Source organism: Microbulbifer variabilis (genome assembly GCF_023716485.1).
In the GTDB taxonomy this organism is placed as follows: domain Bacteria; phylum Pseudomonadota; class Gammaproteobacteria; order Pseudomonadales; family Cellvibrionaceae; genus Microbulbifer; species Microbulbifer variabilis_B.
This window is the reverse complement of sequence record NZ_CP092418.1, coordinates 1595232-1610470: the sequence shown is the minus strand read 5'-3', so window position 1 is coordinate 1610470 and position 15239 is coordinate 1595232. Positions and strand designations below refer to the sequence as shown.

Here is a 15239-nt window from a genome sequence, read left to right as displayed (position 1 = left end):
CTTTTAAACGCCCCCTCCCTAAGCTTTCTCTGCCTGAGGCCTCCCCGGTGGGGCCAACAGACTAGCGCTACCGGCGCCACAGGCCACGATGGTTTTCATGGCAGCCTCAACGCTAACACCGGGCAGTATTTCTACACACTCCGCCGGCACATGGAATACAAAACCCGAAGTGGGTACTGGAGCCGTTGGCACGTAAACCGTCATCTCACCATTGGCATGCTGAGAGGTCACTATCGCCGTTACCGCAAGCGGATTGTCTGCACCGTGGATGCGCACCCGAGCCACAGGCCCGGAAAGTACCCCCTCATCACCACCGCCAATAAATTGCACAACCAAATCTTTAATAGTGCTATACCCAGGTGCCAGGCGACCAAGCCAGTGGTCAACATGGCGGTGTAGCCAGTTACCAATGCTGGTCTTTACCAATAGACCAATCAAGAAACAGCCCCCAAGAATCAGTGCTATCACCACAAGTCTGGCGAGGGTATCCTTAAACTCCGTATGGGCTTCCAGCCAAGTAACGGCGGGGGCGACAATTTCACTGACCTGGCCAAACAGCCACTGGAATAAAAGTACTAAGATTGCAATGGGCAGCACTACCGCCAAACCACCCAAAAGGGTCAAGGTGACAAAGGTTTTTACTCTGGTCATAGATAATTGATGTACCGACTTACTATCCGCAGCTACATACTGCTGCTCTTATCCTGCCTGCTGCCAATAGCAGCACAAGCACAATTGAAGGCAACCCCCTTCTCCATTTTGGAGGAGCGTCAACGTGGTGGGAATCATTTCACCCAGGGGCTTTATTTCGATGGCCAGCGCTGGTGGGAAAGCAGTGGCCTTTACCGTCGTTCCTGGCTTGCCGAGTATACCGACCCCAGTGAAAAACCTGTAAGGAGAAAGTGGCTGCCGGGCAGGCTATTTGCCGAAGGTCTTACTGTTCTGGGCGATAAGCTCTACCTACTGACTTATAAAGCCGGTGAGCTACATATTTACAATGCCAGCAACCTACAACATTTGGAGGTTAAGCAATACAACGGCGAGGGTTGGGGCCTTACCAGTGACGGCGAGTCCCTGATTATGAGTAATGGCAGTAATAAACTGACCTACCGCGATCCAGATACTTTTGAAGTCAAGCGTCAGCTCAAGGTACATGGCGCCGGGGAGGTCTGGTCGAATCTGAATGAGCTGGAATTCGCCGAGGGCCTGATCTGGGCCAATATCTGGCAAGACAGCCGCATCATCGCCATAGACCCCATAAGCGGACAAGTGCGCGGTGCTGTTGACCTGAATCGGTTAAATCCCAATGTCCGTAAACACCCTGACACGGTTGCCAATGGGATCGCCTGGGATAAGAAGCGAAATGGGCTCTGGGTAACAGGAAAATTTTGGAAACAACTGTACCTGATCCGGCCTGAAGGGCTGGGGTTTAGAAAAAGCGCAGCCCAATAAGGCTAGCGCCTGCGATCTATCACGGTCAGCACCCCACCATTGCGCAAGTAGTCCATAGAGGAGAGCTGCAACTGCAGCCGAAAACCATGATCGCGACTCTGCAAGCTGACGCCATCAAGCCCGGCTTGCCCATCGTAAAGCATGGTGGATTCCCCCTCTTCACCCTGCCATTGAATCCCCTCCACATTGCGCATGCCGGGGAGTTCCAAAGTTACCAGAGTAAATTGCTCCGGTAACGGCTGCAGCTCGACCTGCGCGACACCGGAAACTGTCGCCAGGGAGAAGGCTAACTGATTCTCCGGTGCTGGCCGCCAGCCCAGGTGAGTATCCGCTACAATAGATTGCGCAAAACTACGCGGAGCACTAGAGGAACAGCCAGAAAGCCCAGCCAGAACTGTCAACCACAACACAAAAAGCACGATCAATGTGCGCATAGACCTATCCTTAGGCGATCGCTGTGATGAGATGCGGGGTGAGATGTGATTATAACCCGTGAATTCAGTCACAACTCCTAAGCTGCCATTGCAGGGTATTTCAAGGCAACCCCATCCTAAAACCCACCGCACAAAGTCGCTACGCGGGGTATACTCCGCCGCCATGAATTCCCCACAACATATTCTCGAACACGTCTTCGGCTATACCCACTTCCGCGATCCTCAGGAAGCGGTAATCAATACACTGATGGCCAGCGATGACGCCCTGGTACTTATGCCCACCGGAGGCGGCAAATCTCTGTGCTACCAGATTCCTGCCTTGGCCAGGCCCGGTTGCGGCGTGGTGATCTCTCCACTAATTGCCCTGATGCAGGACCAGGTGGAAGCCCTGCAGGAAGCCGGTATTCGAGCCGCCTACCTCAACTCCTCCATCTCCTATGACGAGGCCCAGGCCATTGAGAACCAGTTGCTCTACGGCGAACTCGACTTGCTCTATTTGGCCCCGGAACGCCTGCTACAACCCAGAACCTTGGCTCTTCTCCAGAGAGTAGAACTCTCATTGTTTGCCATTGATGAGGCTCACTGTGTCTCTCAATGGGGCCATGACTTCCGCGCTGATTACCTGCAACTCAGCTGTTTGCACGAGCAGTTCCCCAGAGTACCGCGCATAGCGCTGACTGCTACGGCGGACAAGCGCACCCGCGCGGAGATTGCCCTGCGCCTCGATTTGGAAAGCGCCCGACACTTTGTGAGCAGTTTCGACCGACCGAATATCCAATACCGGATCGAGCCCAAGGACAACCAGCGACGACAGCTCCTGCAATTTCTAAAAAATGGACAGGAAGGCCAAGCAGGCGTCGTGTACTGCCTGTCCCGCGCCAAAGTGGAAAGTACTGCCGAATGGCTCAGCCAGCAGGGCTATACCGCCCTCCCTTATCATGCGGGTCTGCCGGCGGAAACCCGCGCTGAACATCAGCGTCGCTTTTTACGCGAGGAAGGGGTAATCGTAGTCGCAACCATTGCTTTCGGTATGGGTATCGACAAGCCGGATGTGCGTTTCGTTGTGCATCTAGACCTGCCCAAAAGCGTCGAGGCCTACTATCAGGAAACCGGGCGAGCGGGACGAGATGGAGAAACCTCTATAGCATTACTGCTCTATGGCCTGGAAGATGTGGTCAAACTCGGACAAATGGTGGAATCTTCCGAAGGTAGTGAAGAGCACAAACGCCATGAACGCACACGCCTCAATGCCATGCTGGGGCTATGCGAAATGACCAGCTGCAGACGTCAAGCACTGTTGCATTATTTTGCTGAAACTCTCGAGCAACCCTGTGGCAACTGTGATATCTGCCTGGAGCCACCCGCTACCTGGGATGGCAGCGAAGCCGCTATCAAGTTGATTTCCTGCGTTTACCGCACAGGACAGCGCTTTGGTGCCAGTCATGTCATTGACGTGCTGCGCGGCTCAGATAATGAAAAGGTTCGCAAGTTCAATCACGACAAACTCACTACCCACGGCATTGGCAAGGATTTCAGCGGCAGTGAGTGGAAGGCTGTGGTGCGCCAATTAATTGTAAGAGGCTATTTGGAAGTTGAAGGTGAATTTCAGGGGCTCAAACTCACAGAAAACTGCCGCCCATTACTGCGTGGAGAGGAAAAACTGCAACTGCGCAAACTCCCCAAGAAAGCCCCTCGCGCGCAAACCCGAAATACGGCAGTTCTAGAAGACCTAGAGCCAGGAGAGGAGCCCCTCTGGCTAGCACTTCGCAGCTGCCGTAAACAACTGGCCGAAGAGCGCGGGGTACCGCCTTATGTCGTCTTTCACGATGCCACCTTGCGCGGAATGGTTAAAGCACACCCGCAAACCCACAGTGAACTCCTGGCCGTCTCCGGTGTTGGCGATAGCAAATTGGAACGTTTCGGCGATGCTTTTCTCGCCGTACTTAGGGGCTTCCCCAAACATGATTAAGGACCAAAAACTCATTTAATTAGTAAGAAATTAAAGCGGTACAAGAGGTCCATTCTATTTCGGGCTGCAACAACTGATGAATTTTCCTACCTGGGGTTACCTGTGTTACAAAGGCACAAAGAGGTAAAAAATAACGTATAAATCCCCAACGAGAGGAAACCATGAAAGTTATTGGTCACCTGATTAATGGCAAACTATCTGCCAGCGACGATTCGGCCCAGCACCCTCGCCTACAAGACCTAACCAATCCCTCAACGAATGAAATAATCGGCAAGGTCGCGCTGGCCAGTAAAGCTACCGTTGAAGAGGCTATCTCTGCCGCAGAAGCTGCCTACCCCGCCTGGCGCAACCTACCCACAGCAAAGCGTGTACGCATCATGTACCGCTTGCGCGACCTGCTGGAAGAAAATGCGGAGAAGATCTGCGAGCTGATCACTCTGGAGCACGGCAAAGTACTTAATGATGCCATGGGTGAACTGCAACGGGGCATCGAGAACATTGAATATGTCTGCTCTGCCCCAGAGATGCTCAAAGGGGAGCATAGTAAGAATGTAGGCCCGGCTATTGACTCCTGGAGTGAATTCCAGCCTCTGGGCGTCTGTGCGGGAATCACCCCATTTAACTTTCCCGCCATGGTGCCTCTATGGATGTGGCCAATGGCGATTGCTTGCGGTAACACCTTTATCTTAAAACCTTCTGAACGCACCCCCTCTTGCGCCTTATTTATTGCCGAGCTGGGTATCGAAGCTGGCATCCCAGCTGGGGTTTTAAATATCGTCAACGGCGACAAAGAGGCAGTAGATACACTGCTGACAGACAAGCGTATTCAAGCGGTCAGTTTTGTTGGCTCAACTCCCATTGCAGAATATGTCTACACCACAGGGACTGCCCACGGCAAAAGAGTTCAGGCCTTCGGTGGCGCAAAAAATCACGCCATCATAATGCCGGATGCTGACCTGGACAATGCGGTCGCTGCGTTAATGGGTGCAGCCTATGGTTCCTGTGGCGAGCGCTGTATGGCTATTTCTGTAGCCGTTGCGGTTGGCGATGAAACAGCCAACACTTTAGTAGCAAAGCTGAAAGAGCAAATTGCCCAACTAAAGATTGGCGATGGCATGAACAACCAAAACGATATGGGACCTTTGGTTACCCAAGCACACCTAAACAAGGTGGAAGGCTTAATCAGTGCCGGTATCGAAGAAGGCGCGGAGCTGGTGGTAGATGGCCGCAATATGAAGGTTCCAGGCTACGAAAGGGGCAATTATCTGGGAGCCTGCCTATTTGATCGTGTTAGCGAGGAGATGGCGATACACCGCAGTGAAATTTTTGGTCCCGTCCTCTGCGTAATGCGTGTAGATACCATGCAGGAAGCGATGAATATCATTGATGCTCACGAGTACGGTAACGGTACTTGTTTGTTTACTCGAGATGGGGAAGCTGCCCGTTACTTTAGTGACAACATTAAAGTAGGCATGGTCGGCATCAATGTGCCTTTGCCAGTACCTGTTGCACACCACAGCTTCGGCGGCTGGAAGCGCTCCTTATTTGGGGACCTGCACGCTTATGGACCTGATTCTGTAAGATTCTATACCAAGCGTAAGACCATCACCCAGCGTTGGCCGGCAAGTGGGGTGAGAGAGGGAGCACAATACAGTTTCCCAAGCAATGGCTAATTATTAAAGTTAGGGGCGGATACCCGCCCTCTAACCGTTTAAGCACTCCTTCCCCATCTAAACAATCAAGCCTCCCTTGATGTATCGGCAATAACATAAGCCCAGCAATCTTAGGAGATAGATATGTTTCAAAGAACCAATAAAAAAACAAAAATAAAAGTATTTTCAGCCTTACCTTTTTTCTTGCTTACGCTCTCTACATCTTCTATAGCTCTAGCCCAGAGTGCGACGCTGAAACAGTGCCAAAGCTGGAGCAATAAAATTGAGCACTACCAGGAAAAAAGGAAAAAGGGCGGATCAGGTAAAAAAATGGATGAATGGAAAGGAAAAATTCGAAAATACCGAGACAAATTTAGAAAAAATAAATGCAGCAGGTACGGAAGAAGGTTGGGTTAAAGTCGCTAAACACAACGCAGAATAACCTCAACTTCACCCTCTAAGTGTTTATAAAAACAATAAAAAAGGGCGCAACGCGCCCCTTTTCAAAGGATAAGAGTGATTACCAGTTGAAATCAAACTTATAGCCTACACCGATTTGGAACACCCAGGGATCAAACTCGTAGTCACCTCCGAATCTGTGCTCCCAAAAGCGACCGAAGTCATCATCATCATCACGGAAGTTGCGATAGAAGGTATCTACTTCAACATCGGTAGTGACATCATAGTAAATAGCTGCCAGATTGATCAGCCAGCTACTATCGTGACCAAAGGTGAAATCAACACCAATTTGCCATGTATAACCCCAGCTATCGCCAAAATTCACACGGCCATCCCAGTCACGGAAAACCAGATCATCATCATCGTTACGATGCCAGAAGCCCCAGTGTCTTAGGCGCTCATCACTAAAGTCGGTATAGTTAATACCGATACCAATATAAGGCTGCACCAAACAGCTGGGATCCAGTGGATACCAATTCAGGTATGCAGCAGTCGTTTGGGGCTTCCAACGAGCAAAATCACCGCGACGACGACGATCAAATAATATATCGTCATCCCAGTCATCATCCCAAAAACGATAAAGCCAGGGATCACGACTACCACCAGTATGGCGATCGCCTTGCTGGTAACTCAGTGAAACACTCCAGTGATCGATAGGCTTCCATTCAGCATTAATAAACCAACCCCACTCGCCATCTGGATCAAGATTGGTTCGGAAAGCACCCCAATCACGGAAACGATGATAGTCATCATCATAATCATCGTCATCGTAAAAGCGCAGCCACCGATCAGCAAAGGTTACATTGTCTGAGTTTGGTGACCAGTATGAACCGCCAATCCGTATCTTAAACTCCTGGGTAGGAGGAGGGGGTGGTGGGGCATAGCCAGCAGGTCCTGCCGAAGCGACACTAGAGATTGCTAAGGCGAGGGGCGTCATAACGGGGATCAGAATACGCGTCATCTTCATTTGTGGTAACTCCATTGATATTCAGCAGATCAAACAGCAATCAGCCCAATCAATGGTCAGTCTAGTCGCACGAAATCACAGATGTAGAAAAAACAAACAAATGTTGGCGCTCAAATATAATTCTACGTTTTAATGGCACACAAAATATCTTTTGTCGTTGAAATTCACATATTGGTATTGCTTCCAAGAGAAAACCAACGACACCCATTATTACTGCACTGCAAATTTGGACAACGTGCACTGCTTCGAATTCCACAACCTGCTTTGAACAGGAGCTGAAATATTCTCACTCAAAAAAAAAGACAGAGACGCCGAAAAGCGCCAAGTTATGATATTTCGGGAGAAGTGAAATCCAACTGAATGCACACAGAGGTTAATTAGCCGGTAAAAGGTAAATAAGAAACAACAAACAGATACACAGGGAAATTGTGACTTCACTGGCGAAAGGGATTCAGGCTATTCAATCCAGTGGAACTCCAGCCAACTTTTTGATCTCAAACGCCCCAACCCATAGCGTACTTCTGAGGAAGGAGCGTCACTAAAACCTGCAAGAAATAGCAGGTTAAATTCGCAAATAAACTCTAGAGTTTGCTAGCTAAACTCTGCTGCTACTTACCCTTTCTTGCTACCACCCTGGCATTCAGGACTTTTGGGAGCATCGCCATCCCACTCATCCGGCGCATAAGTATGAAGGGCAAGGGCGTGGATCGGGCCAGCCATTTCATTCGCAAGCGCTGCATAGACCCTTTGATGACGCTGGACTTTCCGAACGGAATCAAAAACCTCACTCACAAGCACCACACGAAAGTGCATTTCAGACCCCGCCGGCACATTATGCAAATGACTTTCGCATTGAACCTCAATAAATTGGGGATGGAAATTGGCAGTTAACTTTTCTTCAATTTGCTTTGCAAGACTCATAAACTCTCTTCGCAGTGTTCCAGATGATTATGCAGGGGTTTAAATTCAGAAATTGCGCTGAAACAATCAACCTATGTAATATCTAGCCAGAGCAAACCACTAAATTACCCGCAGGTTATCCCGCCGTTTGGCAAGCTCTAATACGCTAATGTCACACCAAGATTAACTGACAACTTTTGCTTTACTCTTTCGCGCATCAACAATCGCCTCATACGCAACGGTGATACTCTTCATTTGATCTTCAGCGTGGCGCATAAACTCCTCTGGAAGCCCCTTGGAAGCGATCTTATCAGGGTGATACTCAGCAGCCTTGCGGCGATAGGCCAGTTTTAAATCCTTATCGCTAGTTTCCTCAGTGCAACCTAGCACTGCGTAATGCTGCTGAAGATCGGAAGCACTGCCTCCCCTCCCATGCCCAAATTGATTTTGCATGGCATCAAAAAGCGATTCATGTAAACCAAGATCCGCGGTAATTTTCCTGAGAATTACCTCTTCAGAAGCATGTAATTCACCATCGGCATACGCCACTGCAAATAGAAGGCGATAAACCATTTCCCGCATCGCCTGATTCTGCACCAACATCCGATACTGCTTTGCGTAATCGTAAATGCTGTACTTATCCGTTTTCGCATTCTCAAAAATCTTGATGGCATGCTTGCGATCCTCAGCGCCCAGACGAAGATTATTCTGAATAAAATCCTCAATCAGCTGAACTTCTGCTTTGGATACTTGGCCATCTGCCTTAGCCATCTTCGCCAGCATGGAAAACAGGGTAACGATAAAAACTTTCTGAGCCCCTTCCCTATTCAGAACCGCAGCGGCATTACCCAGGCGCTTGAGGCCAGAACCAAAGGAGCTACCTATCCAGGCACCCAAGGCCGCACCAATAGGGCCCCCAAACATAAAACCAAATCCGGCACCTATACCCGCCCCTAACCAGGACATATTCTCTCCTCTGAGCGCCAAATAGCGCTCCACTGTCATCTAAATCAAACATTTACATCCGGCCTATCTTACCACGTGTAAGAGAGCGTCAACGGATAGGCGTGACCACAAGGTCAAATGAGCCTCACATTAAGCCGTCACTTCGATCACTGCCAGGTACATTTAGTTGCCTAACAGTCCCCAGCTATCTGCCACAATGATGTACAGGGCATTCTCATAGGAAATGAGGAACAGCTAAATGAAACTGCGGCAAGAGGTAGACTTATTGCGCCACATAACAATAAGTCTTCTTTTATTACTGGCATTTACAGGATGTGGAAACCGACAGGACACTACTGGTCAGGATAGCCAGTCACAAACTTCCCAGGTTGATAATACTGGCCATCAAGACTGGGAGACGATTGTCGAAGTTCTCCTGCACCCCCGCTGCTTAAACTGTCACCAGCTGGAATTGCCACTTATCAATCAGGGCTCCCCCCATGTACCCCGGGTTGAGCGAGGACCCGAAAATATGGGGATGGGGACAATGCGCTGCAGTAACTGCCACTCTGACCAGAACAACCCTGTGACAGGCGCACCCGGCGCACCCGGTTGGGCCATGGCTCCAATAACCCTTAATTGGTCTCGTATGTCATCGGCCCAAATCTGTGCGCTGTTAACCACTCCCCAGGACAATGGCGGCCGCTCCCCAGAGCAATTGATGCTGTTTATGAGTGAGAACCCCCTAGCTTTATGGGGATGGAACCCTGGGGGTAAACGAGAACCAGTCAATATCCCCCACGGCAAGCTAGTTGAGGCATTGAAAAGCTGGATAGCCGCGGGAACGCCCTGCCCACCCCAGGCACCATCTAGTTAACCCCTAAAAGTTAACCCCTGATAAATCCAAATAAGAGGGGCGCTAATTGAGCCCCTCAATTCCTGAGATGGCCTGAGCCAAGTCCTCTAACCAACCATCACTTCCCCCTCGCCAGGCAATAAAAATCTCTTCTCTGGGCCCAGTAAATTGGCCAGCGACATCGATTTTTACCCCACCGATATCCTCTGCCAACCCCTCTGGCAATAAGGCAAGAAACTGTCCCGTTTTTACCAGGCCGCACAATACACCGTAATCATTTACCACAACCTGGACCTTACGGACAGGTAGGTTATCCCCCCACCCATCACTGCCAATACCCCTCTCCTCGCCACAGAAAGGAGAGATTCTAGGAGCCGCAAAGGGATACTGCTGAATAACTTCGATTGGCACTTCCACATTTGCCCACTCCCCAGAAACCAATCGGTGGCCGGAGCCCGCGACAATACACAAGCTTTCTGTGCCCAGCTTACGCGTTGCTATCTGGGTGGGGACCTGTCCCAACAGCGCACCGGTAATCATGGCCAAATCTACCTCTCCCCTAACCAACATTCTCAAGGCCAAGGATTCATAGGCGGAAGTCAATGAAAGGCACGCTTTTGGCTGGATTTCTGCCAGCTTGCTTTGAATAAATGCAGCCCAAGTCAATTGCAAGACTGCTGGGGCAGCTACCCGGCACTCCGAAAACTTTCCCAGCTCACCCAGTTCAAATTGCACCTGGCGTGCAATGGAAGTGATCTCAGCCGCTTTACCTTGTAGCCGGCGACCAGCATCATTTAGTCGGATTTGCTTACCTACCCGGTCGAACACGCGAGTATTCAGCGCCGTCTCCAGGCGACGTAAAACCTTACTTAAGGCCCCTGGCGTTGTATCTAAACGATCTGCCGAGCGCTGCAGGTTTTCTGTCGCGGCAATAACAAGAAATTTTTCAAGATCTTCTATTTCCATATTGGAATCAAAAGTTGCCCAAAATGAATCGATTCGTAACTAATGTACGTCTAGAATCGCTTGCTGCCAAGTACGCAGAGGCTCAATAGGAAAGCCTGCCGCTAACCCGTAAAGAACAGGAACTGAATGATTTATGATCACGCTTAATAGGCTCTGCAGTATTACTATCGCAGCTGTCTTAACCATGGCCTCCACAATCAGTTATGCAGACGACTCCATTGGCACTCATGGAATGGCGTTATTTTCAGTTAACGGGCAGCTCATTGCATCGCATATGCCTCTTCACGGTAAACGCCACGGACATCAGCTTATTCTTGCTTTGGAATCTGAAAATAAAGAAGAAGTGATGAATCTGGCCCAGAACACGCCGCTTATCTCTCTCAAGCCTGAAGTTTTCTCTTTAAACCAATTGCGCAACGGTAAGTTAGGCCTCTTTAGCGGCGAAGTATTTAATGGCCACTTTGAGCGAAAAGGCAAAATTCTGCTTAGCTCAATAGAATTTACGGTAACCGACAAGCTATTAGACCTACCGCTCTCCCGTAAAAAGAATGGTCATTACCGCCTGGTGCATCTGGGCGACACGAGTCTACTTATTCATGAAATAGCCTCCCCGCCAAGTTTTGACCAAATCGTGGAAGTTACAGCAAAAGCAACTCTATCTAAATCCATAGATACCGGCAGCAAACTTCCCATTTCAGAAAAAAATTGGCCTGAAGCTCTCAAAGAAGCAGGTATTGCTTTTCGTAGACAAGTTTATTTGGAAACACGGGACTTCCAATAAAATGCAAGAGCCAATTCTTATTATCCAGCATGAAGAACACGAAGGGCCTGGATATATTGCAGATTGGGCGAGTCAACGCCAGATTCCGACAATTCTTATCAAACCACAGATCTCAACATTTCCCAATACGGGCTTTAGAGGAGTGATTATTTTAGGAGGGATGATGAACGTAAAAGATCACATCTCACTACCCTGGCTTGCCGGTGAAATACACTGGGTAAAAAGTATTATTAATCGGCAAGCCCCCATTCTGGGCATTTGCCTCGGTGCACAAATCCTTGCCCATACACTGGGAGCAGATATCAAATCAATGGAGCAGGAAGAACTAGGCTGGCAGCCTATTCATTGGACGGCTGAAGAACCCCTCACAATAGATAAAGCATTCCAAGCACATAGTTACTATTTTGACATTCCAGAAGGCGCTAAGCGCCTAGCAAGTTCAGAGCTATGCCAAAATCAAGCATTTTTATACAAAAACAATATTCTGGGCCTTCAATTTCACTTGGAGTGGTCGCAACAACAGGTCACACAACTCTTCCCAGAGTACACCCAAAAATACGGATCACCTGAGAACAATCACTTAGCTAACCGTGAGATACTATTTGAATTACTGAATAATCACTTCATTAAGCGGCCAATAAAAAATTACATTAAAGAGTCATAAATAATCCACATCAAAAGAGCGCCTCATGCAGAAAAAAAGTCAATCAAGTAGACACCCAATCAACCCGCGCCCTTTACAAAAAAACCTCTCCCAAAAATAGGAAATTACTATCACAAAATAGTAATTTCTTCCCGAATACTTCCAGAAAAAACGCCTGAGATCATTCAGCTTACTTTACGGTCTATTATTTTTAGGCAAAGACTGCTTACCAAAGATTGATCTTTGCATTTTCTATAACATGAATGTTATTTTTTTTGTACAAGGATGTTTCAAATGAAGATATTAAGCCAAAAAGCCCTGGCATCCATAGCCACTGCCGTCCTAGCACTCGGCTCTACCACATCGGTACTATCCCAAACGGATACCGAATTCAGCACTATCACACTAAATTACATGACTACGCCAATTATTGACATCGCCTTTGTGGATAATCTTGACCTCCTGGCACCACCAGATGGTACTCCAGGCCCCATAGTCGACGATGATACATTCTGCGTTTCTGGAATGGGCTTTACACTTTTTAGTATTGTTTTTAGAAATCCAAACAATCCTACAGGTGGACCGTTTGAATTAGACTCTTCCGTACCCGGCGAGTCACCAATATTCTATGAAGTTTTCTTTAAAAACGACACTAGTCCAGGACCAGGCATGATGGTCTCCCCCGACACACCCGAGTTTGGAAACATGATACAAACAGCTATGTGCATGGACCCAACAATGGATAACGCAAAGTTTGATATCAGCATTCCCAATGCAGAATGGACTGGCAGAGCAGCCGGCGCCCCATTTGTTGGCGTACTCGAGATCATGGTCATGGCTGAATAAGCTTAAATTCAGCCTTCATCATCTCTAGCTGCGCCAGGCTTTTATTCTGGCGCAGCACTTAAAAAGAAAAATAGAAAACTTAAAAACATGATCCAACCAACAAACCACCCTCAATTATTAGCACCTCCCCTCTAGATTTTATTTGAATCAAAAACTAATCACACTCACTCAACAAGCATCTTCACTTATCTTTAGCTTGAATATTTTTTATGCACAACCATTGTGTACTTTTATGCAAAAGGAAGTAGCTACAATAATCTCCACCCTCAAATCACTAACACCTTTAGCCGCTACCGATCTAGACCTTGCCCCCACCCCTCAACACTGAACCTTTAAAAAATTTTTAACTTCACCCCCGAAAACTCATAAAACGCACACTCCCAATAAAAGAGCCCTAAACATATAACGGAATTATTTGGAACTCACCTTCACTTGACACCTAAACACCACTTACGTATGAAACGACAGCCCCCCCCCAACAACCAACTTACAGACACATTAACAACTGCAACACAATACAAACACCTCAAAGTGACCCTCTAAAAATCATTTCCAACCACAATAAACAACCATAGAATTATACGACCTACATATAAAAAACCACCCTAACAATAAAAACTTAAACTGACATCAAAAACAAATAAGAAATTATTCCTAAGCGCCAATAATTTATTCCCAAATTTCCCCTGCAAAACATAACCTTCCACACCAAAAAATATAACATCCGCTATCATTCATTCACCAAGAGTTTTTAGCCATCTACACAAGGCTATATTTTGGCGCTGACATTAACTGAAGAAAATTATTTTTCACAAGGAGGTTTCTTATGAAAATTCTCAAGCAAAAGCTATTCACATCCATTATTGTGGCTGGCCTGACATTAGGCTCAACCAATATTGCGCTATCTCAAGCAATGGATAGCGATACAAGTATTATCACCTTGACATTTTCTAATTTTATTATCATAGATAATGTAGATGCAGTAACTATTGCAGATCCGACTCCCGGAAGCGATGCAATGGGATCAGACATCTTCTGTGTTGCAGCAAGTGGCTTTGGTAGTTTTAGCATCACATTTGCTAATGTTGGCTCAGACCCAACCTTTCTCTTACAGAGTAATAATGGCACGCCAGCCATTCCTTACAATGTAGGCTACGCCAATAGTACTGGAGGACCAGCACAGCCTGTAATGGCTGGTGTTGCTCTGGGAGGACAGATAATACAGGCAAGTAATTGCCTTAATGACAATGCACGATTTGATATTGATATCGCAGCCACAGTATGGAATGGTAGAGAACCTGACGCGCCTTTTACAGGTACGTTAATGATTACAGTTCAGGGTGAATAAGACATTTGAAAGTTAACGTATTAGATACACCAGACCTAGAATCTGGTGTATCTAAAAATCACATATCCAACTTACCTAAAGCAAAACAATCAAAATTTTAAGCCAAAAACGAAAACCAAAAATTCAATAAAATCAAAGCTCACGCTACTGAGTCAACCAAGCACTACAGCCTTGCTTTATAAGTTAACGTAAACATTATTATCCGTCGACAAAGCCTTGAATCCTAAAACAGAGAAATATATAGCCACTACCCTTCACTGAAATTTGGCCTTAAAACGATATATATCTCATTGGCCAGCAAAGCTTCCTTAGGTATGCTCCAGATCTCTCCCCGAGTGTCTTAAACTGTAGTGAACCCAGTATTACTCAGCTGAACAGGTAATTCTATTTTCAAAACAAACACCGCCCCGAGTAGAACAGGTTTCCAGCAGTTTGCCTTTGGCCTCTACCTCAGAAAAGCCTTTGGAGTGCATACCGCCAGCCCGCATATCTTTCATATAGCAGGCCCATCTGGGGCGCTCCTTTACTGGATGGAGAACGACTTCTGGTTGGGCATTGTTAGATTGACCTTCTACCAGGGCCTGTAGGTCCACAATCAGGTCCTGCATGGAGCGAATATCCTTGCGCAACCTGACAACCTCTTTCTTGAGTTTGCGCATTTCATCCGCCTCTTGATTTTCATCCTTCAGGGCATGTACTTCTTTGCGAAGTTTTACCATCTCTCTTTTAATCTCGTGCAAATCTTCAGCGGTGCGATGATTGTCGTGGGCCAGTACAGGAGAGGAGAACAGAGCAAGGGAAATTAAAAGCGGCAAACTACGCATGGTCTTACTTCCAGTAAAATTTCTTATTACAAGCCAAAATTCGGGAAGGAATATAGCGCAAAAAACCTTAACTCAAAATGAATCGTGTCGAGCACCCATTAATACTACCCACGCAGCTCTTGAGAGAATATGTAGTAAGAAGCCATTTAAAAGCATTCAGGGAGCTAGAGAGCCGTATTTTGTTTGCCTGTCCATCG

General features: G+C 47.5%; 16 protein-coding genes. 9 read left to right on the top strand and 7 right to left on the bottom strand.

From position 1 onward, the window contains the following. Positions 1-18: 18 nt before the first annotated feature. Positions 19-651 carry a DUF502 domain-containing protein gene (locus MJO52_RS07180; protein ID WP_252085269.1) on the bottom strand — a complete coding sequence of 211 codons (633 nt, stop codon included), beginning with the start codon at positions 649-651 and terminating at the stop codon, positions 19-21. 9 nt (positions 652-660) lie between these two features. Between MJO52_RS07180 and MJO52_RS07175 the strand changes: the two genes are divergently transcribed. Beyond that, entirely contained in the window at positions 661-1452 is a 792-nt protein-coding gene (locus MJO52_RS07175) for a glutaminyl-peptide cyclotransferase (protein ID WP_252085268.1), read from the top strand. Between the two features lie 2 nt (positions 1453-1454). On the opposite strand, the gene MJO52_RS07170 is transcribed toward MJO52_RS07175, so the two are convergent. Then, on the bottom strand, positions 1455-1886 hold the full coding sequence (locus MJO52_RS07170) for a hypothetical protein (protein WP_252085267.1): 432 nt from the start codon (positions 1884-1886) through the stop codon (positions 1455-1457). 163 nt (positions 1887-2049) lie between these two features. Here MJO52_RS07170 and recQ point away from each other — a divergent pair, with 163 nt between their 5' ends. The 3 genes from recQ to MJO52_RS07155 all read left to right on the top strand — a co-directional run bounded on the left by recQ (position 2050) and on the right by MJO52_RS07155 (position 5924). Continuing rightward, positions 2050-3855, top strand: coding sequence for a DNA helicase RecQ (gene recQ, locus MJO52_RS07165; protein ID WP_252085266.1), 1806 nt, complete (start codon positions 2050-2052; stop codon positions 3853-3855). Positions 3856-4016: 161 nt separating this feature from the next. Next, positions 4017-5528: a CoA-acylating methylmalonate-semialdehyde dehydrogenase gene (locus MJO52_RS07160; protein ID WP_252085265.1), complete on the top strand. Its 1512-nt coding sequence runs from the start codon at positions 4017-4019 to the stop codon at positions 5526-5528. A gap of 123 nt (positions 5529-5651) precedes the next feature. After that, entirely contained in the window at positions 5652-5924 is a 273-nt protein-coding gene (locus MJO52_RS07155; RefSeq protein ID WP_252085264.1) for a hypothetical protein, read from the top strand. Positions 5925-6027: 103 nt separating this feature from the next. Here the strand turns inward: MJO52_RS07155 and MJO52_RS07150 are convergent, their stop codons facing one another. The 3 genes from MJO52_RS07150 to djlA all read right to left on the bottom strand — a co-directional run bounded on the left by MJO52_RS07150 (position 6028) and on the right by djlA (position 8799). Beyond that, entirely contained in the window at positions 6028-6933 is a 906-nt protein-coding gene (locus MJO52_RS07150) for an OmpW/AlkL family protein (RefSeq protein ID WP_252085263.1), read from the bottom strand. 612 nt (positions 6934-7545) lie between these two features. Further along, entirely contained in the window at positions 7546-7854 is a 309-nt protein-coding gene (locus MJO52_RS07145) for a BolA family protein (RefSeq protein ID WP_252085262.1), read from the bottom strand. Between the two features lie 162 nt (positions 7855-8016). Then, positions 8017-8799: a co-chaperone DjlA gene (gene djlA, locus MJO52_RS07140; RefSeq protein ID WP_252085261.1), complete on the bottom strand. Its 783-nt coding sequence runs from the start codon at positions 8797-8799 to the stop codon at positions 8017-8019. A 238-nt stretch (positions 8800-9037) separates the two neighbouring features. On the opposite strand from djlA, the gene MJO52_RS07135 reads away from it, so the two are divergent. Next, positions 9038-9655, top strand: coding sequence for a hypothetical protein (locus MJO52_RS07135; RefSeq protein WP_252085260.1), 618 nt, complete (start codon positions 9038-9040; stop codon positions 9653-9655). 42 nt (positions 9656-9697) lie between these two features. Here MJO52_RS07135 and MJO52_RS07130 read toward each other — a convergent pair whose 3' ends face one another. After that, the gene (locus tag MJO52_RS07130) at positions 9698-10600 is read right to left on the bottom strand and encodes a LysR family transcriptional regulator (protein WP_252085259.1); all 903 of its coding nucleotides are present in this window, start codon (positions 10598-10600) and stop codon (positions 9698-9700) included. A gap of 133 nt (positions 10601-10733) precedes the next feature. Here MJO52_RS07130 and MJO52_RS07125 point away from each other — a divergent pair, with 133 nt between their 5' ends. From MJO52_RS07125 to MJO52_RS07110, 4 genes are all read left to right on the top strand, one after another. Then, the gene (locus tag MJO52_RS07125) at positions 10734-11381 is read left to right on the top strand and encodes a hypothetical protein (protein ID WP_252085258.1); all 648 of its coding nucleotides are present in this window, start codon (positions 10734-10736) and stop codon (positions 11379-11381) included. A gap of 1 nt (position 11382) precedes the next feature. After that, complete coding sequence (locus MJO52_RS07120) at positions 11383-12045, top strand: type 1 glutamine amidotransferase (protein ID WP_252085257.1); 663 nt, start codon at positions 11383-11385, stop codon at positions 12043-12045. A 273-nt stretch (positions 12046-12318) separates the two neighbouring features. Next, positions 12319-12870 (top strand): hypothetical protein, encoded by a 552-nt coding sequence (locus MJO52_RS07115; protein ID WP_252085256.1) that lies wholly within the window; start codon positions 12319-12321, stop codon positions 12868-12870. Positions 12871-13696: 826 nt separating this feature from the next. Next, the gene (locus MJO52_RS07110; RefSeq protein WP_252085255.1) at positions 13697-14218 is read left to right on the top strand and encodes a hypothetical protein; all 522 of its coding nucleotides are present in this window, start codon (positions 13697-13699) and stop codon (positions 14216-14218) included. A gap of 362 nt (positions 14219-14580) precedes the next feature. On the opposite strand, the gene MJO52_RS07105 is transcribed toward MJO52_RS07110, so the two are convergent. After that, a complete protein-coding gene (locus MJO52_RS07105; protein ID WP_252085254.1) occupies positions 14581-15042 on the bottom strand; it encodes a THO complex subunit 7 family protein in 462 nt (153 codons plus the stop codon). Positions 15043-15239: the final 197 nt, after the last annotated feature.

What these genes read in the sequence shown, in the direction of transcription:
- MJO52_RS07180 (WP_252085269.1), bottom strand. Translation starts at nt 651, where the DNA reads ATGACCAGAGTAAAAACCTTTGTCACCTTGACCCTTTTGGGTGGTTTG.
- MJO52_RS07175 (WP_252085268.1), top strand. Translation starts at nt 661, where the DNA reads ATGTACCGACTTACTATCCGCAGCTACATACTGCTGCTCTTATCCTGC.
- MJO52_RS07170 (WP_252085267.1), bottom strand. Translation starts at nt 1,886, where the DNA reads ATGCGCACATTGATCGTGCTTTTTGTGTTGTGGTTGACAGTTCTGGCT.
- recQ (WP_252085266.1), top strand. Translation starts at nt 2,050, where the DNA reads ATGAATTCCCCACAACATATTCTCGAACACGTCTTCGGCTATACCCAC.
- MJO52_RS07160 (WP_252085265.1), top strand. Translation starts at nt 4,017, where the DNA reads ATGAAAGTTATTGGTCACCTGATTAATGGCAAACTATCTGCCAGCGAC.
- MJO52_RS07155 (WP_252085264.1), top strand. Translation starts at nt 5,652, where the DNA reads ATGTTTCAAAGAACCAATAAAAAAACAAAAATAAAAGTATTTTCAGCC.
- MJO52_RS07150 (WP_252085263.1), bottom strand. Translation starts at nt 6,933, where the DNA reads ATGAAGATGACGCGTATTCTGATCCCCGTTATGACGCCCCTCGCCTTA.
- MJO52_RS07145 (WP_252085262.1), bottom strand. Translation starts at nt 7,854, where the DNA reads ATGAGTCTTGCAAAGCAAATTGAAGAAAAGTTAACTGCCAATTTCCAT.
- djlA (WP_252085261.1), bottom strand. Translation starts at nt 8,799, where the DNA reads ATGTCCTGGTTAGGGGCGGGTATAGGTGCCGGATTTGGTTTTATGTTT.
- MJO52_RS07135 (WP_252085260.1), top strand. Translation starts at nt 9,038, where the DNA reads ATGAAACTGCGGCAAGAGGTAGACTTATTGCGCCACATAACAATAAGT.
- MJO52_RS07130 (WP_252085259.1), bottom strand. Translation starts at nt 10,600, where the DNA reads ATGGAAATAGAAGATCTTGAAAAATTTCTTGTTATTGCCGCGACAGAA.
- MJO52_RS07125 (WP_252085258.1), top strand. Translation starts at nt 10,734, where the DNA reads ATGATCACGCTTAATAGGCTCTGCAGTATTACTATCGCAGCTGTCTTA.
- MJO52_RS07120 (WP_252085257.1), top strand. Translation starts at nt 11,383, where the DNA reads ATGCAAGAGCCAATTCTTATTATCCAGCATGAAGAACACGAAGGGCCT.
- MJO52_RS07115 (WP_252085256.1), top strand. Translation starts at nt 12,319, where the DNA reads ATGAAGATATTAAGCCAAAAAGCCCTGGCATCCATAGCCACTGCCGTC.
- MJO52_RS07110 (WP_252085255.1), top strand. Translation starts at nt 13,697, where the DNA reads ATGAAAATTCTCAAGCAAAAGCTATTCACATCCATTATTGTGGCTGGC.
- MJO52_RS07105 (WP_252085254.1), bottom strand. Translation starts at nt 15,042, where the DNA reads ATGCGTAGTTTGCCGCTTTTAATTTCCCTTGCTCTGTTCTCCTCTCCT.